This window comes from Pandoraea sp. E26, assembly GCF_000681415.1.
Classification (GTDB): domain Bacteria; phylum Pseudomonadota; class Gammaproteobacteria; order Burkholderiales; family Burkholderiaceae; genus Pandoraea; species Pandoraea pnomenusa.
In genome coordinates this window covers 1-19499 of sequence record NZ_AYXJ01000026.1, presented here as the reverse complement: position 1 = coordinate 19499, position 19499 = coordinate 1, and the positions used below count along the sequence as shown (strand labels likewise).

The window sequence follows — 19499 nt, the reverse complement described above, 5'->3', positions numbered from 1 at the left end:
AGAATTATTCCAATTGGCAGAATTATTCCAGTTGATCGATTTATGTCAAGTGTTATATTTTTGACGAAAGTTTTGGCAAGCAAGGAGTGACATGACAGGGACTTCACGCGCCGGGCGCGCACGGAGTGCCGCTGCGCGCCCGCGCCATGCGGTCGACACGGGGTATCAGCGCGGTGAGGAAACACGCGCGAGGATTATCCTGGCGGCGATCAAGTGCTTCGGGGAATATGGATTCGCGGGCGCGTCCACGCGCGACATTGCCGCCGAGGCGGGCGTGAACGCGCCGGCACTGCAGTATTACTTCGACAACAAGGAAGGGGTGTACAAGGCGTGCGTGGAGTACATCGCGGACCTCATCCTTGGGCAGATGAGCGCGGCGATCGAAGCGGCCGAGCAGGTGCTGATCGATCCGGCCTCGACCGACCGGCAACTCATCGACGCGTTCCTTGAATTGCAGAACCGCAAGGCGGGCTTCATGGAGGAGGTGCCGGAGATTGATGGCTGGCACATGTTCATGGCGCGCGAGCAGGCGGGGCTGGGCCCGGAGGCGGGCTTCAAGGTGTTCCACGAGCGTGTCTCGAGGCGTCTGGCGGCGGTCGGCGCGGGCATCGTGACACGCCTTGCCGGCGTGGCGCCCGACGATGAGGCGATGCGCATTCGCGCCGTGTGCATCAGCACGTTGGGCATGGCGTTTCGCGTGATGCGTCGCTCGGTCGATTGCTCGATGGGATGGGGCGGCGAGCCGAACCCCGAACGCAATCGGATGGTGCGCGACGCCGTGCTTGAACAAACGCGCTATCTGCTCGAGCGCACGGTGCGGCAGCGCAAGGCGTCGGGCCGCTAGCGCGGCCGCCCGACGCGGGGCATGCGAGATGCGAGGGTGGGCTAGGGTGGGCGAGGACGGCCGTCCTCGCCGGACGCTCAGAAGATGTGGCGGATACCCGTTGCCACGCCCACCTGTGTCGAATTGCCCGGCAGTTCGATGCGCGCCGCACCACTTACCTTGTTGTAATCGACGGTGCCGTAGATCTGGGTGCGTCGGGACAGCGAGTACTCGGCGAGCAGCACATACGTATAGCGGCGGCCCGAGCCGGCATCGCCCGCCTGCGCGTTGATGTTCCTGATGTCGTCGAAATACGCCGCACCGGTGATGGCGAGGTTCGGCATCGCCTGCACGGTGGTGCCGAGATAGAACGTCATGTCCTTGCGCGGATTGTCATTCAGGTTGCCGGTGGCGACCGTGTGAGCCGGGTCGTTGAGCGTGCCGTCGAGCCAGCCGCTGCGATCGCGCCCGCCCATGTAGCCGACGAACACCCTGGCGATGGAAACGCTGTAGATACCGCCCAGGCCCCACATCTGCTGCACGCGTTTGGCGGCGTCGCGGGCCTGCTGGTAGACACCCGCGACCTGCAACGGCCCCATGGCATAGGCTGCGCGCGCGCCCCAGTAATTGCTGGCGGCCATCGTGCCGGCGGTATTGCCGAAGCCGTAGGTCGCGCCGACCGACAGGCCGCCGAACGTACCGGCATAGCTCACGGCATTGTCGACGCGCCCGCGCGTGATGTTGTACATCCACGAGTTGTTCGCATAGTTGCCGATCGTGAGCGGGTCGAAGTCGCCGTAGACGTTGAACGCCTCCGTGGCCTGACGGCCGAGCTTGACGGTGCCGTACTGGTTTTGCAGGCCGACGAACGCGTAGCGGTCGAACAGGCGCGGATTGTTCGTGAGTTGACCGTTCTGCGGATTGATGCCGGACTCGAGCTGGAAGATCGCCTTCATGCCGCCGCCCAGGTCTTCCGATCCCTTGAAGCCGAAGCGGCTGTTGGTCACGGCGCCGTTGGCGACTTGCCAGAGGGCGTCGTTGTTGGCGTTTGCGTTGGTCTGATAACGCACGCTCTGGTCGACGATCCCGTAAAGGGTGACCGAGCTTTGCGCTGCGGCGGCGGTACTGAAGGCAAGGCCGCAGGCGGCCGAGAGCACGGCCAGACCGGCCGGAATTGCGGACTTCATGAGTCTCCTTTGTTGTCTTGAAGACGTTCAGGGCGTGTTCAAACCTCCGCGTCCGCGATCGATTTCGCAGCGCACGGAGCGATTCGGCACGACAGCAGCCATCGCCGAAATCCGCCCGGAATGTCGAGGTGCCGAAATGCCGCCTGCGCCCGGCCGCCTGGGCCGGGGCCGCACACCAACGCAAAAACGGAACTTGCTTGCTATTTCTGTCGGAGAACTGGCGGCGGGTCGAAGGATCTGCCAGAATTCGGGAAAACTTGACGGATTCTGCCAATGAACCTCGACCTTGCCGATCTGCGCATTCTTCGCCATCTCGAACTCAACGGTCGCATCTCCAACCAGGAGCTTGCCGATGCCGTCGGCTTGTCGCCGTCGGCATGCCTGCGCCGGGTGAAGCTGCTCGAAGATCGCGGGGTGATTTCCGGGTATCGCTGCATCGTGGACGCACAGCATATCGGGCTGGAGTTCGAAGCGCTAGTGCAGATCACGCTGCGTCCGGACGTGGAACAGTGGCATGAAAAGTTTCTGGCGTGCGTGCAGAACTGGCCCGAAGTGGTCACCGCGCGCATCGTCACCGGCTCGGCCAATTACATCCTGACAGTAAGAGCGCGCAACCTCGCGCATTACTCCGACTTCATCGTCAATGAGCTGTACCGCGCACCGGCCGTGATGTCGATTCAGTCGAACATCGTGCTCAAGACGATCAAGAACGCGCAGTCGCTGGTCGACCTCGTCAGGCAAAAGTAAAAAATATAGAAGATATTAACTAATTCCCGTGGCGCGAGACATCGCGCGAGGGCAATCCCAGCAGAGCAGGACAGAAGAAGAGACGCAGCATGGCAGTCATTACGACCATCGAGGACTTGCGGGTTCTCGCACAGCGGCGGGTGCCGCGCATGTTTTACGAGTATGTCGATTCGGGGTCGTGGACCGAGTCCACCTATCGCGCCAACGCGGCGGATTTCGCCGGTATCGGGTTCCGTCAGCGGGTGGCGGTCAATATCGAGCATCGCAGCACTCGCTCGACGATGCTGGGGACGCCGGTCGCCATGCCGGTGGCGCTCGCCCCGACGGGGATGACCGGCATGCAGCATGCCGATGGCGAAATCCTCGCGGCCCGCGCGGCCGAGGCGTTCGGCGTGCCGTTCACGCTCTCGACCGTGTCGATCTGTTCCATCGAGGACGTGGCGGCGCACACGAAGGCGCCGTTCTGGTTCCAGTTATACGTGATGCGCGATCGCGACTTCATCGAGCGATTGATCGATCGCGCCAAGGCGGCGGGGTGTTCGGCGTTGATGGTGACGATGGATCTGCAGATCAGCGGCCAGCGTCATCGCGACATCAAGAACGGTCTGTCGGCGCCGCCGAAGCTCACGTTGCCGAACATCGCGAACATGATGACCAAGCCACGCTGGTGCATGGGAATGCTCGGCACGCGGCGTCGCACGTTCGGCAACATCGTGGGGCATGCCAAGGGCGTGGACGACATCGGTTCGCTCGCCGCGTGGTCGGCGGCGCAGTTCGACCCGTGCCTGTCGTGGAACGATGTCGAGTGGATCAAGAAGCGTTGGGGCGGGAAGCTGGTACTCAAGGGCGTGCTCGACCCGGAAGACGCGCGCGCGGCGCGCGATACGGGCGCGGATGCGATCGTGGTGAGCAACCATGGAGGGCGTCAGCTCGACGGCGCGATTTCGACGATTCGGGCCCTGCCGGACATCGTCTCGGCGGTGGGACGCGACATGGAAGTCTGGCTCGACGGCGGCGTGCGCTCGGGGCAGGACGTGATCAAGGCGCTGGCGCTGGGCGCCAAGGGCACGCTGATCGGTCGCCCGTTTCTGTATGGCCTCGGCGCGATGGGGCAGGCGGGCGTGCGTCGTGCGCTCGAGGTGATCGCCAAGGAAATGGACGTGACGATGGCGTTGACCGGACGCACGACGATCGACCGGCTCGATACGTCCATGCTCATCCCCGGCAGCTACCCGACGGGAATCGGGCCTTACCTCCCGGAGCCGGGCCGCCAGTGACCCGCCTGCCCGGCCTGCCCCGCGAAAATCGGGACGCGCCGGGCGCACGAGGTATATCGTCTGCGCCAGGCGCCGGCCGATCAATGATGATGGTGCTTGCGATGGCCGCGGCGCTTGCCGCGATAGTCGTCGTCGTACGAGTTCGAACGCGACATGTTGCCGCCGAGCGCGGCACCCGCACCGCCGCCCACCGCTGCGCCGATCAGACCGCCCGAGCGCCCGCCCATCGCGTTGCCCGCGGCGGTACCCGCGCCGCCGCCCAGTGCGCCGCCGAGAATGGCGCCGGTGCGCTCGCGGCGGTTCGAGGTGATCGCGCCGCCGGCGCCGCCGCCGACCGCACCGCCCACCACGGCGCCGGTGCTGCCGCCCAGCGCGCCGCCCACGGCAGCGCCCGCGACACCGCCCAGCGCACCGCCAAGGGCATTGTTCATATCACTGGCCGAAGCCGTCAGGGAAGTGGTGGCGGCCAGAGCGGCGATCGCCATCATCGGAAAAATTCGCTTGAACATGAGTCTCGATTTCCATTCGGATTGACGCGACGCAAGTATAAAGACGCGTCGGCCCCTCGCCGCGGTCCCATTGTTTCGCCTGACGTAAGACGGGTAACAAAGTGTTTCGGTGCGTGCATTCGTAAGGATTCGGCTATACGTCGTCATTGCCGCGCCGCCGCGTTCCCGCCTTCATCTCCGCCACGAAGCGGTACAGTTGCGCCGCGGCGGGCGAGAGCGGGCGGGCCTTGCTTCGGATCATGCCGACGCGCCGGCTCACGACCGGATCGATCAGCGGCACGCTGGTCAGTAACGGGTGGTCGCCGCCGGGCATGGCCATCGTGGGTACCGCCGCCACGCCCAGTCCCGCTTCGACCAGACCGAGCATGGTCGTGACGTGTTGTGTCTCGCAAATGCTCGGCGGCCGCTGCGGCAGTCCCGTCAGCGCCTGATCGAGCAGCAGCCGGTTGCCAGAGACCTTGCCCACCGTGATGTAGTCGTACTCGTAGAGTTCGCGCCACGTCACCCGCTTCTTGCCGGCAAGCGGATGGTCGCGGCGACAGGCCGCCACGTAGCGTTCCTGGAGCAATAATTTGAATTCGATGTTCGGCTCCTGACTGCCGATGAAATTCAGGCCGAAGTCCGCGTCGCCGTTGGCCACCGCTGCCAGCACTTCGTTCGCGCTGGCATCGAGCACCGAGATACGGATGCGTGGAAACGCCCGGTGGTAACGCGAAATGACCTGCGGCATGAAGTAGTACGCCGCCGATGGCACACAAGCGATGGTCACGTGCCCGAGGCTCGACGACGCCACATCGCGAATGCCGAGCAGCGCATTGTCCAGATCGTCCAGAATCCGCTCCGCATCACGGGCAAACGCACGGCCCACGTTGGTGAGCGCCACGCGCCGCGTGCTGCGCTCGAACAGCTTGACGCCCAGCGCCTCCTCCAGCTTGTCGATCCGGCGCGAGAGCGCCGGTTGCGAGATATGGATCGACTCGGCCGCGCGGCGAAAGCTCGAGAGCTGTGCCACCGCGCGAAAGGCCTGCAAGTCATTCAGGTCGAAATTGATCGCCATGTCGTAGGGACGTCCAGAATTCCGGGGTAAGGGTCGCGAGCGCGCCGGCCGGCATCGCGGCGCCCGACGGAGTGCCGCGCAGTGTAGCGTGTTACCGATCGGTAGGCGCATTAGCACTCTACGATTGATAGCCTATGCGCATCAATCCTTCCAAAACTTGCAATTCACAAGCGACGAACTTCCGGCGCAACATTGGCGCCTTCCAGAATGCGTCCACGGCGAAGAAAAGCGCCCCCGGCGAAGACGCAGAACGTCGATTCATTGACGGCCCGATCCTCCGGGCCGCAAGCAACACGGAGACAGCGCATGTCACAGCGCCCCAATGACGCCAATGACGCGGTTTCGCGTCGCCCCTCGAAAGCCGGCGCGGTCCTGCGCGTGACTGCCGGCAATTTCCTCGAACAGTTCGACTTCTTCCTGTTCGGCTTCTACGCCACCCAGATTTCCCGTGTCTTCTTTCCGACGAACAGCGAGTTCGCCTCGCTGATGCTCACCTTCGCGGTGTTCGGCGCGGGCTTCCTGATGCGACCGCTCGGTGCCATCGTGCTGGGCGCGTACATCGACAATGTCGGCCGGCGTAAGGGGTTGGTGACCACGCTGGCCATCATGGCGAGCGGCACGATCCTGATTGCCTTCGTGCCGGGCTACGAGACGATTGGGCTCGCCGCGCCGGTGCTGGTGCTCATTGGCCGACTGCTGCAGGGTTTCTCGGCGGGGGCGGAGTTGGGCGGCGTGTCGGTGTACCTGGCCGAAATCGCCACGCCGGGACGCAAGGGGTTCTACACGAGCTGGCAGTCGGCCAGCCAGCAGGTCGCCATCGTCGTCTCGGCGGCCCTCGGCTTCACGCTTTCGCTCACGCTCAATGCGCAGCAGATCGCGGCCTGGGGCTGGCGCTTGCCGTTCTTCGTGGGCTGCATGATCGTGCCGGTGATCTTCGCCCTGCGCCGCTCGCTTCAGGAAAGCGACGAATTCAAGCAGCGCAAGCGCCATCCCTCGCTCGGCGAGGTGTTCCGTTCCATGGCCGCCAACGCGGGCGTGGTCATCGGCGGCACCATGCTCGTGGCGCTCACGACCACGGCGTTCTATCTGATCACCGTCTACGCGCCGACGTTCGGCAAGAGCGTGCTGCACCTGTCGAGCGCCGACGCGCTGCTCGTCACGCTGTGCGTGGGCGTGTCGAACTTCATCTGGCTGCCGATCGGCGGCACGTTGTCCGATCGCATCGGGCGCCGTCCGGTGTTGCTGCTCTTCGCCGGTCTCACGCTCGTGTCCGCATACCCCGTGCTGACGTTCCTCGTGCAGGCGCCGAGCTTCTCGCGCATGCTCGTCGCACTGCTGTGGCTGTCGTTCCTGTATGGCATGTACAACGGCGCCATGATCCCGGCGCTGACCGAAGTGATGCCGCCGGAAGTCCGTGTGGCCGGCTTCTCGCTCGCTTACAGCCTCGCCACGGCAATCTTCGGCGGCTTCACGCCGGCGCTCTCGACCTATCTGATTCACGCCACGGGCGACAAGGCGGCGCCCGGCTACTGGATGAGCTTCGCGGCGCTGTGCGCGATCTGTGCAACGTTGATGCTCTATCGCCGCCGTGCGGGCGGCCAGCGCAGAAACCGCGCGGAACTTGCCGCCAGCTGATGCCGCGCACCTCGCCTCGCCGCCCGCGCTGCTTCGGCGGGGCGGCGTGCCCGAGGCAGATTTCCCTGTCCGACGCCGTCGCGCGTCCGTAATCCCCAAAAGCAAAATTCAGAGAGACAACACCATGAGAATCACTGCTGCCCAGGCTCGCATGCGTCGCCTGTTGACCGCCTTCGGCGCCGGCATTGCCGCGGCGACGCTGCTCGCCGCCACGCCCGCCGTCGCGGAAGAACTTCACGTGATGAACTCCGGCGGTTTCACCGCGGCGTACAAGGTACTGCTGCCCCGGTTCGAGGCGTCGAGCGGCGACCACGTTGACACCGCGTGGGGCCCGTCGATGGGCAAGGCGCCCGAGGCTATCCCCAATCGTCTGGCGCGCGGTGAAACGGCCGACGCCGTGATCATGGTCGGCTACGCGCTCGACGATCTCATCAAGGCCGGCAAAGTGCGGGCCGACTCCCGCGTCGACCTGGCGGACTCGCGCATCGGCGTGGTGGTCCGAGCAGGCGAGGCCGTGCCCGACGTGAGCACGCCCGAGAAGCTCAAGGCGGCGTTGCTCGCGGCGAAGTCGGTCGCGTATTCCGATAGCGCCAGCGGCGTCTATATCGAGCGCGAGCTGTTCAAGAAGCTCGGCATTGCGGAGCAGATGCAAGGCAAGGGCGTGATGGTGCAGAAGACGCCCGTGGCCGAAAAGGTCGCCGCCGGCGAGTACGCGCTGGGGCTGCAACAGGTCAGCGAGCTGCTGCCGGTCAAGGGCGTGAGCTTCGCCGGCAAGATCCCCGAGTCGCTGCAATCGGTCACGCGCTTCGCGGGCGGCGTGCCGGTCAATGCGCCGCATCCGGAAGAGGCGAAGAAGCTCTTGATGTACATGGCCGCGCCGGACGCGGCGAAGGACGTCCGGTCCACCGGCCTCGACCCGCTCGTGCATTGAGCGTCGGCGTGCGTGCAAGTCTCCTGACCCGATGGGGTTGGACGACGAGACAGGCATAATTTTCGCTCGGCAACCTTGGCGGGTTTGGCACACAATGACGTGTCAAACCACGGCGTCGCCAACGACGACGCCACGCCAAGGAGAGAGACATGGCCATCGCGCCAGCCACACCGTCCCCGGCCGCTCGCGCGGGCTGCACCGGCCCTCACGACGTCCCCGCGCTGGATGACATCGTCGCGCTCGATGCGCTGGCGCTGTCCGACGCCATCCACAAGCGCCGCGTGTCATGCCGCGAAGTGATGCAGGCATACCTCGCGCACATCGCGCGGCACAACCCCGCGGTCAACGCCATCGTGTCGCTGCGAGACGCCGCTGCACTGCTTGCGGAAGCCGACGCACGCGATCGTCAATTGGCCAGCGGCGAGTCGCTTGGCTGGATGCATGGCATGCCGCACGCGGTCAAGGATCTGGCGTCGTGCGCCGGGTTGCCTACGCGCAAGGGCTCGCCGTTGACCTCCACGGCGCCCGACACGCAGGACAGCATCAGCGTGTCCCGCATTCGCGCCGCGGGCGCGATCTTCATCGGCAAGACGAACGTTTCCGAGTTCGGTCTGGGCTCGCACAGCTACAACCCGGTGTTCGGCGCCACGCGCAACGCCTACGACACCTCGCGCGTCGCGGGCGGCAGCAGCGGCGGGGCGGGCAGCGCGCTCGCCCTGCGCATGCTGCCGGTCGCCGACGGCAGCGACATGATGGGCTCGCTGCGTAACCCGGCCGCATTCGGTAACGTGTACGGCTTCCGACCCTCGCAAGGGCGCGTGCCGTACGGTCCGGCGCCGGAAGTTTTCGTCCAGCAACTGAGCACCGAGGGACCGATGGGGCGCACGGTCGCCGACGTGGCGCAACTGCTCGCCACGCAAGCGGGCTATGACGCTCGCAGCCCGCTCTCGATCGCTCGCGACGCCTCGCACTTCCCCGCGTCGCTGCAACGCGACGTCAAGGGACTCAAGCTCGGGTGGCTCGGCGACTACGGCGGCCACCTGCCCATGGAAGACGGCGTGATGACGCTATGCGAGGCGGCGCTGCATGACTTCGCCGCGATGGGATGCGAAGTCGAAGGCTGCACGCCGGACTTCGCACCGGACCGTCTCTGGCAGACGTGGCTGACGTTGCGTCACTGGCTCGTGAACGGTGCACTGGGTGAGATGTACGCCGATCCGGCGCGTCGCGACAAGCTCAAGCCCGAGGCGCAATGGGAAGTGGAGGGGGGCAATGCGCTGCGCGCGGCCGACGTCTTTCGGGCGTCGGTCGACCGCAGCGAATGGTATCGCTCGCTGGCGCGCCTGTTCGAACGTTACGACTTCCTGCTGATGCCATCCGCCCAGGTGTTCCCGTTCGATGTCGATACGCACTGGCCGACGGCCGTGGCCGGCAAGTCGATGGATACGTATCACCGCTGGATGGAAGTGGTCATCGGCCCCACGTTGGCGGGTTTGCCGGCGATCAGCGTGCCGGTCGGATTCGACGCCCGGGGCTTGCCGATGGGGCTGCAGATCATCGGCCCGGCGCAGGCCGATCTCGCCGTGTTGCAACTGGCCCATGCCCACGAGCGACAGACGCAGTGGGTGAGCCGTCGCCTGCCGCCGATGCTCGCGGGCGCCGCGCAACGCTGAATCACGCTGAATCGCAGGGGCGCGTCGGACGGCACGGTCGATGCCGTGCGTGCCGGTCGCCGCCGCTCGGCTTACCGGCCGCGCGTCGCCCCGGCCTGCGCGCGCAGCGGGCGAAGCAGCTCGCCCAATGCGTTGTGGTCGATCTCGTGCATGAGCGCAAGCAGACGGCCGAGCTCGCCCGGGGGGAATCCTTCGCGGGCGAACCAGCTCAGATAGTTGCCCGGCAGGTCGGCGATGAGCGTGCCCTTGTGCTTGCCGTAGGGCATTGGCATGGTCACGAGGCGCATGAGCGCGTCGGCGTCGAAATCGGTCATGAAATGCGAGCGGGGCGGACGAAAGCCGACACGCTACCACATGCAGCGTCCGGGCATGGACGCGGGACATGCCCGAAGTCCCTGGCCCGCCCGCATGCGCCACATCACCCCCAAGCGTCGGACGCGCGGCATCCGTCCGGCGTGTCAGACGCGCGACATCAGCAGTTGCCAGCCCGCCGTGCCGAATACCACCGCGAGGCAGCCGTCGAGCCAGCGGCGAATGCGCAGGTAGAGGCGGCGTGCCGCGTGCGTCGAGAAGAGAACGGCATAGCCGCAGAACACCGTCATCCCGATGGCGGCGCAGCCTGGTACTACCGCCAGCGGCATGCCGCCGTTTGGCGGGGAGGACAGTGCGGCGACGGAAACCCACCCCAGCACCGCTTTCGGATTGGTCAGGTGAAACAGTGTGCCGCGCACGTACAGGCGTTGGAGCGACAGCCTGCCGTCGTCGTCGATCGGCACGAAATTCGACGCCTGGGCACCGCGCAGTGCCGCGCGTCCCGACTTGAAGGCCAGCCACAGCAGATAGGCGCCGCCGAAGAGCTTGATGGCGATCAGGAATTGGGAATAGGCGAGCAGCGTGGCCGAAATGCCCAGCATGGCGACCATCGCCCAGAAGAGCGATCCCGACATGACCCCCAGCGCGAACGTCAGTGCCGGCCTGCGCCCGTGGCTTGCGGCGATGGACAGGATCGCAAGATTGCTCGGCCCCGGGCTGGCCGCGTTGACGAAGTACGCCGTGAAGGCGATCAGCAGGTGAGCGGAAGCGGAAGTGGTGGCGGTCATGGCGGAACGCAGGCGGGCGTGGGATTTGCGCAGTGTCGCGGTGCCCACGTCGTCGCGCCATGGACAGTTCGTCGATTGGCGGCCGGGCCAGTTGCTTCGGAGCGAGGCCATGGGCGTCGATGGATCGGCGAAGTCGGAGAACCCGATGACGAGAATGCCAGCGGTGCGCTACAGTTCACGGTGACGGGAACTGCAATCCGGGCGCCGAACTCGCGTTGCAGGTCCCGGGCAATCACGGGCGCTCGCGGCACAATCCGCTGGAGCGTCATGACCGCGACGCGCCGTGCCGCTGCATCGCACGTCGCGGAACCGCACCATCCTGGGCGCCGCCGGCCGGCAGGCGCTCGCTGCTTTCCGGGACTCCGCATGACAGAAGCGTTGACCGGCAGCGTCCTCGACGACGACCTGCCGCAGCATCACCACGAGGCGCTGGCGCCGTTGCGCACCTTCGTGACCGAGTTTTCGCACCTGCTCGCGCGCCGTCCGCACGAGGCGACGCTGCTCGAAGCGGGGGCCGGTCTGCTGGCCCGCCTGGTCGAGCGCGACGATTGGTTGCCCGATGCGTTTGCAACGCCGCATCCCGAGCACTATCAGCAATTCCTGCTGCATTGCGACGCCGCGCAACGCTTTTCGATCGTGAGTTTCGTCTGGGGGCCGGGGCAGCGCACGCCGATCCACGACCATACCGTCTGGGGGCTTATCGGCATGTTGCGCGGCGCGGAGGACTCGCAACCCTTCGTGCTCGACGCGCAGGGCGTGCCGGTCGCGGCCGGGGCTCCGGTCCGTCTGGCGCCCGGCGACGTGGAGACGCTGTCGCCTCGACTCGGCGACATCCACCGCGTGAGCAACGCGTATGACGATCGCGTCTCGGTGAGCATTCATGTGTATGGCGCCAACATCGGCGCCGTGCATCGCAGCGTGTTCACGGCGTCGGGCGAGCGCAAGGGGTTCGTCTCCGGCTACGCCAACGCCCGGCTGCCGGCGCCGTGGGGCATGCCGCAGTAGTGTCTGGCAAGCGTTCGCCGTCAGATCCCGTTCAATACCGACACCTTCGGGGAATTGCCGTGTCCGTTCAATCCGATGTCACTTTTCCTGTCCTGAGTTACGCCGACGTGCGCGCCGCATTGCTGGCCCGCGAGGAAATCGCGCTGCTCGATGTGCGCGAGGAAGATCCGTTCGCGCAGTCGCACCCGCTCTGGGCCGCCAACATGCCGCTCTCGCGAGTGGAAATCGAGGCATGGGCGCGCGTTCCGCGTCGCGACACGCGCATCGTTCTCTACGGAGCGCATGACGGCGAGGATCTCGCGCCGCGCGCGGCCGACGTGCTGCGCAAACTGGGCTACACCGACGTCAACTTGCTCGCGGGCGGGCTCGACGGCTGGGTCGCCGCGGGCGGCGAGGTGTTTCGCGACGTGAACGTGCCGAGCAAGGCCTTCGGCGAGTGGGTCGAGAGCGTGCGACACACGCCGTCGCTCCCGGCGCAGGAAGTGCAGGCGCTGCTCGACGCCGACGCCGACATGGTGATTGTCGACGCGCGGCGTTTCGACGAATACCAGACGATGAACATTCCCGGCTCGACCAGCGTGCCCGGTGCCGAGCTGGTGCTGCGCGTGCGCGAGCTCGCCCCGGACCCTTCCACGCGCGTGATCGTGAACTGTGCCGGGCGCACGCGCAGCATCATCGGTACGCAGTCGCTCCTGAACGCCGGGCTGCCGAACCCGGTCGCGGCACTGCGCAACGGCACCATCGGCTGGACGCTGGCCGGCCAGACGCTCGAGCACGGGGCGGATCGCCGCCACCCGGCGACCGTGCGCGAGGCAACGTTGGCCGTCGCGCGCGAAGGTGCGCGGGCGGTCGCGGATCGTGCCGGCGTGCGACGTATCGCGTTGCAGGACGTGCCTTCGCTGGGCGCACCGGGCCGGACGATTTATCGCTTCGACGTGCGCACGCCCGAGGAATACGCGGCGGGCCATCTGCCGGACTTCGCCAGCGCGCCGGGCGGACAACTCGTGCAGGAGACGGACCATTGCGCGCCGGTACGCGGCGCGTGGATCGTGCTTGCGGACGACGACGGGGTGCGCGCCGACATGACCGGCTCGTGGCTCGCGCAGATGGGATGGACCGTGTACGTCGTGGAACCGCACGGCGCCCACGAACGAGACGCCCGGGGCGGTTGGCCGCTGCACACACCGAGCGCCCCCGACGTCGCCACCGTCACGCCGGCGCTGCTTGCGCGCTGGCTCGACGAGGCCGAACCGGGACAGCTCGAGGTGCTCGACTTCACGTCGGGCGCGAACTACGTCAAGCGCCATATTCCGGGTGCCTGGTTCGTCATTCGCGCGCGTCTGGCCGATGCCCTGCGCAAGGTCGGCCCGGCGCAACGCTACGTACTCACCTGCGGCTCCAGCCTGCTGGCGCGTTTCGCGGCCGACGACCTGCGGCGTCTGACCGATGCCGAGATCGTGGTGCTCGACGGCGGCACGCAGGCGTGGATCCAGGCCGGATTACCGCTGGAATCGGGTCAGACGCGTCTGGCCAGTCCGCGCGACGATCGGTATCGCCGTCCGTACGAGGGCACCGACAACGCCGCGGCAGCCATGCAGGCCTATCTCGACTGGGAGTTCGGCCTGGTCGAGCAATTGCGCCGCGATGGGACACATCACTTTCAGGTCGTGTAGACAGCGCCGCGCGGCGCCGTGTGCATGCGCCCGGCGCCGCGCGCCCTGCCTGATGTCGGGGCGGACGTGGCATACTCCCGATCTTCCGACGCCGCCGCCTGATGCGTCTGCCGGCATCGCACCTCCCATCCGGGGGGCCGTGCCGGCATCGCGGCCGACCCGCTTCCGATTCGACCATGCCATTGCAGCGCTTCATCGCCCGCCGACTGGGCGCCCTTACCAAGCCGAGCACCCGCATTCCCTATGCGTGGGTGTATCACGAGCCCGACGTCTTCATGCAGCGGACGTCGTCGCTTACCGTGGCCAAGAAATACCTTCACCGCCGTCTGCGGCTCGCGTTGAGCGGACAGGCCAATCGCGAGGTGCGCCATGTCGCGCCGAACGCACGGGTGTTGTGGATCTACGGCGGCAAGGCCTCGGTCGGCGACGCGGTCATGGACCTGTCCGGGCGCGCGCTCCTGCGTGATCGCGAAGGGCCGATCGACCTGCTCATCACGCCGGGCCTGAAGGCCGTCTTCGAAGGCGACGACATTTTCCGTCAGGTCTTCGACGATCCTGCGCGACTGAATCCGGCCGACTACGATGTCGTCGTGCTGCAGGAATTCAACTACCCGACGCTGCGCCTGAAGCGCAAACACTTTCCGTCGCTGCCATTCGCCTGCCTGTTCCGCTTCTTTCACGGTCCGGACCGCAACCAGACGCAGTTCAGTCTCGCGGCCGTCAACGACGTCTTTTCGCTCGGGTTCGGTCCGGATGCCTTGCTGGCGCGCGCCAAGCCATACCTGCGCCAGGAGTCCGACCTGCCGGAAAGCGTGGTGCGGCAACTTCCGGCACGCCCGTTCATCGTGCTCGCCATGGGCGGTGTCGAGCCGCGTCGCACTTACGCCCATTGGCGGGAATTCCTGCAGGCCTACGACATTGCCTATCAACCGGGCCTGCCGACGGGGGTCGTGCTGCTGGGTTCCGGCAATGGTGTCGACGCCGCCCGGGCGCTCATGGAAGCGAAATTCGTCCACCTGCGGATGGCGTCTTTCGTCGGACAGCTGACGCTTCGCGACGCGAAACGCCTGATCGCCAATGCGGCACTGTTCGTAGGCGCGGACGGCGGGCTGATGCACGTCGCGCATACCACGCCGACACCCAGCGTCACGCTCTTCGCAAAGGCCGAGCCACCGTATCTGCGCCTGACGCCGCAGTGCCGGTCCACGCCGCTGCAAACGGAATCGGACGTGAGCGCCGTCGATCCCGACGAACTCGCGAACACCGTCATCGATACGTTGCGCGCGGCGCCCGCCAGACTGCGCTGAGTCGCTAGCGAGCGCGCCCGGCGTTGGGCGCCGGCGCACAATACACGCGCGGCTGATCGTTGTAGCCGACGCTCGCGCCGTCTCCCACGCGCATTGCCTGAAAATAATCGGTGTGGCCCGGCTGAAAACCGCGATACACGAATCGATAGGCGACATCGTCCGGGGTGTCGTCGTTCGGCAACCGGCTTGCACGAAGCGTTTTCACGCGCAACCAATTCCTGAGCGCGAAGTATTCGAACTCGCTCGCCCGGTGCACCACGCTCAACGCGTCGCCCTGTCGCACCCGCCCGGTAAAGCGTGCCGTGCCTTTCCCGTCGCGATGATAATTCGACTCCATCGTGCCGAAGACCTGTACTCGCGTGCCGTCGGAAGTCCGCGTGTCGAATTCGATGGTGGACAGACACTGCCATTCGACACGGTCGTTCGGAATCAGCCACCACGCGGCAAACCACGGCAAGGCGGCCGCGGCCGCGATGCCCAGCCACAGAGTGCGCCTGGACAGGCGACGACGTGCAGATCGCGGTGGAGCGGGTTCAATACGGGTCATGATGTCGCATGGTCGATCAGCAGATAGGACAGGCAATCGGAGTCGGCACGCCCGATCGGCTCGCGACACAAAAAGTAGCTGAACACGTCGAAATTGCCCGCGCCGTTGATGTAGACATAGCGATCGCTCGCGTCGCCGATCGTGACGGGGGGAGTGCTCGCCAGTCGCGCGAGACGTTGCGTCACGAAATCCGTGTTCTCGCGATAATCGGGCGCCACGAAAACGCGGTTGCCCGGTGTGGCGTCGAGCGCGGTCCATTGCGCTGACTTGGCGTTCGTGCGCACGTCGCCTCGCAGCGAAGGGATCGTCCATGCGGCCAGTACGGCGCTGATCGCGGCCACGCTGACCCAGATGCCGACCGCCGGCCAGACCGACGGACCCTGGACACGCGTTGCAGTGCCGATCCCGTCGCCGGACGCAGGTGAATTTTCGACGCTGGAGGTTTCACTCTCATCGCGTGAACTTTGGGCAATTTCCCGGTCAGTTGTCGCATCTGTGCGGCCGTTTTCGACAGTCGTCGACGGGGGAGGGGGCGCCTCGACGAAAGGGCTCACGCGTGTCACGCCCGTTAGCCGATAGCCGATTCGGGGCAGCGTGACGAGCAATCCCGGGTCGGCGCCAAGGTGTTGCAACGCCCGGCGAATACGAACGATCGATTGACTGAGGTTGTTGTCCGTGACGACGGCCCCGTATTGCTCCCAACCCTGGGCGAGCAGCGTGCGCTTCGTCACAATCTCGCCGTCGGCCTCCAGCAGTACCTGGAGGCAGCGGCCCGCGGTCGCACCGAGCGATACGCTCAGCGCGTCATCTCGCCGGGAGACGAGAGCGAAGGTGTCGGTATCGAAACCCGCGATGTCACCGATAAGGAACTTGACCATAAATCGTCGCGAAGGCGTGGGACACCCTGGCGCAGTGTTGAACAGGAGCGCGACAGAGACCGGATCGTTCTGATGACGGAATTCGACGTCTATCGCGTTGCAGCATGTTACTCCCTGAGCGGTTGCGCGGGGACGGGGCCGGGATCGCCAAGTGTGCGCCTTCGATCACCACGGCGACACTGTCAACATTGGCAGCCCTTGGTCTTGGCCACCGTGATGGTCTCGTCTGCCGTCCAACGTCGACATGTGCACTCGCCCAATGCGGGGGGCGAGCGCAAGCCCGGGGACACCCTTGCCGAATCGCCTGGACGATGAGCGCTCCATGAATGAAGAACCTGTCGGCGTGCGCAACGTTGACCTGTCAACGTTGACAGTTTTCGCTGAATATTCGCGTGGATACGCTGCCTCCATCTACATGGAGGTATGCGATGAGAGTCGATGTTCAGAGAGGTGCCCAACTGGTCCCGTCCACCCGTTCCGAGATTGCGCGCTTTCGCCACAGGGTTTTCGTCGAGAAACTGGGTTGGCATGTTCAGGCCTCCTCTGTCTGTCCTCGACCGACGGAGGGTGAGGAGTCCGATGAATACGATCATGACGACACCGTCTACGTCACACTGCGCGGCCGGGAAGACGCCATTGTGGGATGCGCGCGTTTACTGCCGGCGAAGAACCGGTATCTGCTCGGTGACCATTTCCGACATCTCGTCGACGACCTCCGGGCCGCCGTCGATGTTGGCGACGCCGTCGAGGCCACAAACGCGTCGGCGGGTGCGAAATACGGCTGCGCGAGTCACGTGGTCGACACGCCCGTGTGGGAGCTGTCGCGATTCGCGTGGGATCAGCCGGAGCCGAACATGCCCAGGGGCGCCGGGCGCGAAGCCAGCCACGGAGCGCATGAACTCCTCAGAGCTGCGGTGTTCACGGCACGGGCCCTTGGCGCGCGGCGTCTGATCGGTGTGACCTTCGTGAGCCTGGCACGCTTGTTCGTGCGCATCGGGGTGCCGACACACAAGCTCGGTGCGGCCTATCGCATCGATGGGCGTTGGGTCGCTGCCTATCGCATCGACATCGACGCACAGACGCTGACCGCACTCGGCCTCTCGGGGGCGGCGCCGCAAGTCTCGCATACGGCGCCCTGGGGGGCGCCGTGCGAGGAGTCCGAGGTGATCCTTCCCGCGCGCGCTACCGCAAGCGAGTGCGTCAGCCCCACATGACCAGGCGAATCGCGCTCTGCACCTTGTTGCGGCAGCCGGTCTTGTCCAGGCAATTGAGGATGTGAAAGTTGACTGTGCGAGTGGAGACGCCGAGGATATCGCCGATCTCGTCGGCGGTTTTCCCCTCGGCCGTCCAAAGCAGCACTTCGCGTTCGCGCGCCGACAGCGAGTCGAAATCGAACGGCGGGTGCTGGGGGCGCAGCAGCCGGCTCATCGACTCGTGCGTGTAGTTCGCGAGTACACCGACACCGATCCGGAGCGACTTCAATTCCACGTCGTTCAGCGCGTCATGGGTCCGTCCGAAGCTCAACAGTCCGAACTCGCCGTGTGGGCCCCAACTGGAGCGGGCTACACCGTGCTTCAGACCAAAGTCATGCGCATCGCGCCAGAACGCGTCAGCGGGGATGAGCGTGGGGTCGCGCCATTTGATGAGGTATTGGCATTGCGTGCCGGCGTGCACCGTCGGATCGACCGCGAGATAGCCTCGCTCGCTGTACCGCGCCATCCAGCCGGCGGGGTAGCTGTCGAACACGCGGACTTCCGACTGGGTGGCGCTGCGGGGATGTCGAAAGCCGTACGAGCAATATTCGAAACCGATGCGTTGTGCGAACTCGTTGACGCGTGCAAAGAGAGTGTTCGCGTCATTTACTTCTCCACAGTCGTCGCGAATCGTTTCCAGCAAATGCATCAGAGCGGGCATGATGCCTCCCGAAGGCGCGGCACCTTGAAGACACCGGGCGGTCCGGTGTTTTTTGCCGCTCCGTCAGTTCCGTACGCGCGCACGACTTCTCCATGGCGATGTTGGCCACGGGCCCCGATGAAGGATGAAAGCGTCGGAATCGAAATTGAATAACTGCAACTGATGGTGAAGCTCACGCAGGCCGTCGAAACTGCATGCCACGACAATGCAGGAATTAAAGGCTACGTACCGGAACGGGTGACTTATGTCACGTGTAAAAAACTGAAATACTCGCTCCGATGCGATGAAGAATATCAACCGGATTTTGGTATTTCAATGAATGCATCTAAAATATCGAAAAACGGGACATCTCGATTTTCAAGATAATTTTTTGTTATTTTAAATGTATTGAAATCAATGGTTTGTGGAATATTCGACGTGAATCCCACGTGGTCGTGGCTGCTTGGGAAGCATTTTTTGTGTTGATGATTGGTATAAAAATTGTGTAAAAATTTCCAGATTTTTTAAATAAAGGTTTAAAAAAATCGAAGAGTTTTTTGGGTGATTTAAAATCGAATTGTTGTCGTTATTCGGTGGCGTGGTTTCGGCAAATTGTTTTTTGATTGAGGGTCAGGGTTGATTCGCCTTCATCGCGGCTCGAATGAGTTCGGTGAGTGCATTTGCGTCGATGGGTACACCTTGATGGAAATCGATGGCGCGGCGGGTATTACCTTCGAGGCTGGCGTTGAAGAGGCCTGAGGGGTCGGGAAGGGAGGCGCCTTTGGGGAAGGTCATCTTGACGGTGGTCTTATAGGTTTCGCCGGTGCAGAGGATGCCATTGCAGGACCAGACGGGGACGCGCCATTTCCATTCCTCGACGATGTTGGGGGAGGTTTGGGTGATGATTTGGCGGAGGTGTGCGAGGATGGTGCCGCGCCAGTCGTTCAGTTCGGCGATGCGGGCGTCGATGAGGGCGGCGGCTTCGGTGGCGTTGGGAAAGGATTTCTTCATGTCGCGGTCTCCGGAGGTGACACGATAGAGGAAGCGACATTGTAGCGGGGCGATTGGTGTGCGTAGGCGGGAGGAGGGAGGGGGAATGGGGAAGGGGGAAATACAGCGGGGGGAAATACAGCGGGTTGGGGGGTGGAAGGGGGAAGACGGACCGCGGTGCCTTTTCGAACCGAGTTGGGTCTATGTCTGAGGGGCGGAAAGGTGCCGCGGTCCGTCGGGGGGCGTGCAGTACCGGGGGGGGGGGGG

General features: G+C 65.0%; 19 protein-coding genes. 10 read left to right on the top strand and 9 right to left on the bottom strand.

All coding sequences use genetic code 11. The features are described 5' to 3' along the window. The first annotated feature begins 91 nt into the window (after positions 1-91). Positions 92-844 (top strand): CerR family C-terminal domain-containing protein, encoded by a 753-nt coding sequence (locus tag W930_RS27740; protein WP_024788545.1) that lies wholly within the window; start codon positions 92-94, stop codon positions 842-844. A gap of 77 nt (positions 845-921) precedes the next feature. On the opposite strand, the gene W930_RS0115970 is transcribed toward W930_RS27740, so the two are convergent. Next, the gene (locus tag W930_RS0115970) at positions 922-2010 is read right to left on the bottom strand and encodes a porin (protein ID WP_023594960.1); all 1089 of its coding nucleotides are present in this window, start codon (positions 2008-2010) and stop codon (positions 922-924) included. A 273-nt stretch (positions 2011-2283) separates the two neighbouring features. Here W930_RS0115970 and W930_RS0115965 point away from each other — a divergent pair, with 273 nt between their 5' ends. Next, a complete protein-coding gene (locus W930_RS0115965) occupies positions 2284-2757 on the top strand; it encodes an Lrp/AsnC family transcriptional regulator (RefSeq protein ID WP_023871924.1) in 474 nt (157 codons plus the stop codon). An 89-nt stretch (positions 2758-2846) separates the two neighbouring features. Then, positions 2847-4034, top strand: coding sequence for an alpha-hydroxy acid oxidase (locus W930_RS0115960; protein ID WP_023871923.1), 1188 nt, complete (start codon positions 2847-2849; stop codon positions 4032-4034). Between the two features lie 80 nt (positions 4035-4114). Here the strand turns inward: W930_RS0115960 and W930_RS0115955 are convergent, their stop codons facing one another. After that, entirely contained in the window at positions 4115-4543 is a 429-nt protein-coding gene (locus W930_RS0115955; protein WP_023594962.1) for a hypothetical protein, read from the bottom strand. Positions 4544-4676: 133 nt separating this feature from the next. Next, a complete protein-coding gene (locus W930_RS0115950; RefSeq protein ID WP_023871922.1) occupies positions 4677-5600 on the bottom strand; it encodes a LysR family transcriptional regulator in 924 nt (307 codons plus the stop codon). 306 nt (positions 5601-5906) lie between these two features. Between W930_RS0115950 and W930_RS0115945 the strand changes: the two genes are divergently transcribed. From W930_RS0115945 to W930_RS0115935, 3 genes are all read left to right on the top strand, one after another. Then, complete coding sequence (locus W930_RS0115945) at positions 5907-7235, top strand: MFS transporter (protein WP_023594965.1); 1329 nt, start codon at positions 5907-5909, stop codon at positions 7233-7235. A 151-nt stretch (positions 7236-7386) separates the two neighbouring features. Then, on the top strand, positions 7387-8166 hold the full coding sequence (locus W930_RS0115940) for a substrate-binding domain-containing protein (protein ID WP_023594966.1): 780 nt from the start codon (positions 7387-7389) through the stop codon (positions 8164-8166). Positions 8167-8315: 149 nt separating this feature from the next. Continuing rightward, positions 8316-9839 (top strand): amidase, encoded by a 1524-nt coding sequence (locus W930_RS0115935; RefSeq protein ID WP_024788544.1) that lies wholly within the window; start codon positions 8316-8318, stop codon positions 9837-9839. Positions 9840-9910: 71 nt separating this feature from the next. Here W930_RS0115935 and W930_RS0115930 read toward each other — a convergent pair whose 3' ends face one another. Both W930_RS0115930 and W930_RS0115925 read right to left on the bottom strand, forming a co-directional pair. Then, positions 9911-10153, bottom strand: coding sequence for a DUF3820 family protein (locus W930_RS0115930; RefSeq protein ID WP_023871920.1), 243 nt, complete (start codon positions 10151-10153; stop codon positions 9911-9913). Between the two features lie 144 nt (positions 10154-10297). Continuing rightward, positions 10298-10939, bottom strand: coding sequence for a LysE family translocator (locus tag W930_RS0115925; protein WP_023871919.1), 642 nt, complete (start codon positions 10937-10939; stop codon positions 10298-10300). A gap of 366 nt (positions 10940-11305) precedes the next feature. Between W930_RS0115925 and W930_RS0115920 the strand changes: the two genes are divergently transcribed. From W930_RS0115920 to W930_RS27735, 3 genes are all read left to right on the top strand, one after another. After that, positions 11306-11944, top strand: coding sequence for a cysteine dioxygenase (locus tag W930_RS0115920; protein ID WP_024788543.1), 639 nt, complete (start codon positions 11306-11308; stop codon positions 11942-11944). A gap of 59 nt (positions 11945-12003) precedes the next feature. Next, a complete protein-coding gene (locus W930_RS0115915) occupies positions 12004-13617 on the top strand; it encodes a rhodanese-related sulfurtransferase (protein ID WP_235195546.1) in 1614 nt (537 codons plus the stop codon). Positions 13618-13793: 176 nt separating this feature from the next. Then, positions 13794-14924, top strand: coding sequence for a glycosyltransferase family 9 protein (locus W930_RS27735; RefSeq protein ID WP_023871916.1), 1131 nt, complete (start codon positions 13794-13796; stop codon positions 14922-14924). Positions 14925-14928: 4 nt separating this feature from the next. On the opposite strand, the gene W930_RS0115905 is transcribed toward W930_RS27735, so the two are convergent. Both W930_RS0115905 and W930_RS29205 read right to left on the bottom strand, forming a co-directional pair. Continuing rightward, positions 14929-15471, bottom strand: coding sequence for a hypothetical protein (locus W930_RS0115905; RefSeq protein WP_063598409.1), 543 nt, complete (start codon positions 15469-15471; stop codon positions 14929-14931). Continuing rightward, a complete protein-coding gene (locus W930_RS29205; RefSeq protein WP_023871915.1) occupies positions 15468-16349 on the bottom strand; it encodes a winged helix-turn-helix domain-containing protein in 882 nt (293 codons plus the stop codon). The genes W930_RS0115905 and W930_RS29205 overlap by 4 nt, the downstream gene beginning before the upstream one ends. A 428-nt stretch (positions 16350-16777) precedes the next feature. Here W930_RS29205 and W930_RS27725 point away from each other — a divergent pair, with 428 nt between their 5' ends. After that, positions 16778-17563 (top strand): acyl-homoserine-lactone synthase, encoded by a 786-nt coding sequence (locus W930_RS27725; protein WP_023871914.1) that lies wholly within the window; start codon positions 16778-16780, stop codon positions 17561-17563. Here the strand turns inward: W930_RS27725 and W930_RS27720 are convergent. Together W930_RS27720 and W930_RS0115885 are read right to left on the bottom strand one after the other, a co-directional pair. Beyond that, positions 17550-18263: an autoinducer binding domain-containing protein gene (locus tag W930_RS27720; RefSeq protein WP_081814401.1), complete on the bottom strand. Its 714-nt coding sequence runs from the start codon at positions 18261-18263 to the stop codon at positions 17550-17552. The genes W930_RS27725 and W930_RS27720 overlap by 14 nt on opposite strands. A 609-nt stretch (positions 18264-18872) precedes the next feature. Continuing rightward, complete coding sequence (locus W930_RS0115885; RefSeq protein WP_023871912.1) at positions 18873-19253, bottom strand: DUF1801 domain-containing protein; 381 nt, start codon at positions 19251-19253, stop codon at positions 18873-18875. Positions 19254-19499 lie beyond the last annotated feature (246 nt).

Coding starts and splice junctions, on each gene's coding strand:
- W930_RS0115965 (WP_023871924.1), top strand. CDS start 2,284: ATGAACCTCGACCTTGCCGATCTGCGCATTCTTCGCCATCTCGAACTC.
- W930_RS27725 (WP_023871914.1), top strand. CDS start 16,778: ATGAGAGTCGATGTTCAGAGAGGTGCCCAACTGGTCCCGTCCACCCGT.
- W930_RS27720 (WP_081814401.1), bottom strand. CDS start 18,263: ATGCCCGCTCTGATGCATTTGCTGGAAACGATTCGCGACGACTGTGGA.
- W930_RS0115955 (WP_023594962.1), bottom strand. CDS start 4,543: ATGTTCAAGCGAATTTTTCCGATGATGGCGATCGCCGCTCTGGCCGCC.
- W930_RS27735 (WP_023871916.1), top strand. CDS start 13,794: ATGCCATTGCAGCGCTTCATCGCCCGCCGACTGGGCGCCCTTACCAAG.
- W930_RS0115945 (WP_023594965.1), top strand. CDS start 5,907: ATGTCACAGCGCCCCAATGACGCCAATGACGCGGTTTCGCGTCGCCCC.
- W930_RS0115935 (WP_024788544.1), top strand. CDS start 8,316: ATGGCCATCGCGCCAGCCACACCGTCCCCGGCCGCTCGCGCGGGCTGC.
- W930_RS0115925 (WP_023871919.1), bottom strand. CDS start 10,939: ATGACCGCCACCACTTCCGCTTCCGCTCACCTGCTGATCGCCTTCACG.
- W930_RS0115970 (WP_023594960.1), bottom strand. CDS start 2,010: ATGAAGTCCGCAATTCCGGCCGGTCTGGCCGTGCTCTCGGCCGCCTGC.
- W930_RS29205 (WP_023871915.1), bottom strand. CDS start 16,349: ATGGTCAAGTTCCTTATCGGTGACATCGCGGGTTTCGATACCGACACC.
- W930_RS0115930 (WP_023871920.1), bottom strand. CDS start 10,153: ATGACCGATTTCGACGCCGACGCGCTCATGCGCCTCGTGACCATGCCA.
- W930_RS27740 (WP_024788545.1), top strand. CDS start 92: ATGACAGGGACTTCACGCGCCGGGCGCGCACGGAGTGCCGCTGCGCGC.
- W930_RS0115905 (WP_063598409.1), bottom strand. CDS start 15,471: ATGACCCGTATTGAACCCGCTCCACCGCGATCTGCACGTCGTCGCCTG.
- W930_RS0115960 (WP_023871923.1), top strand. CDS start 2,847: ATGGCAGTCATTACGACCATCGAGGACTTGCGGGTTCTCGCACAGCGG.
- W930_RS0115885 (WP_023871912.1), bottom strand. CDS start 19,253: ATGAAGAAATCCTTTCCCAACGCCACCGAAGCCGCCGCCCTCATCGAC.
- W930_RS0115920 (WP_024788543.1), top strand. CDS start 11,306: ATGACAGAAGCGTTGACCGGCAGCGTCCTCGACGACGACCTGCCGCAG.
- W930_RS0115950 (WP_023871922.1), bottom strand. CDS start 5,600: ATGGCGATCAATTTCGACCTGAATGACTTGCAGGCCTTTCGCGCGGTG.
- W930_RS0115940 (WP_023594966.1), top strand. CDS start 7,387: ATGCGTCGCCTGTTGACCGCCTTCGGCGCCGGCATTGCCGCGGCGACG.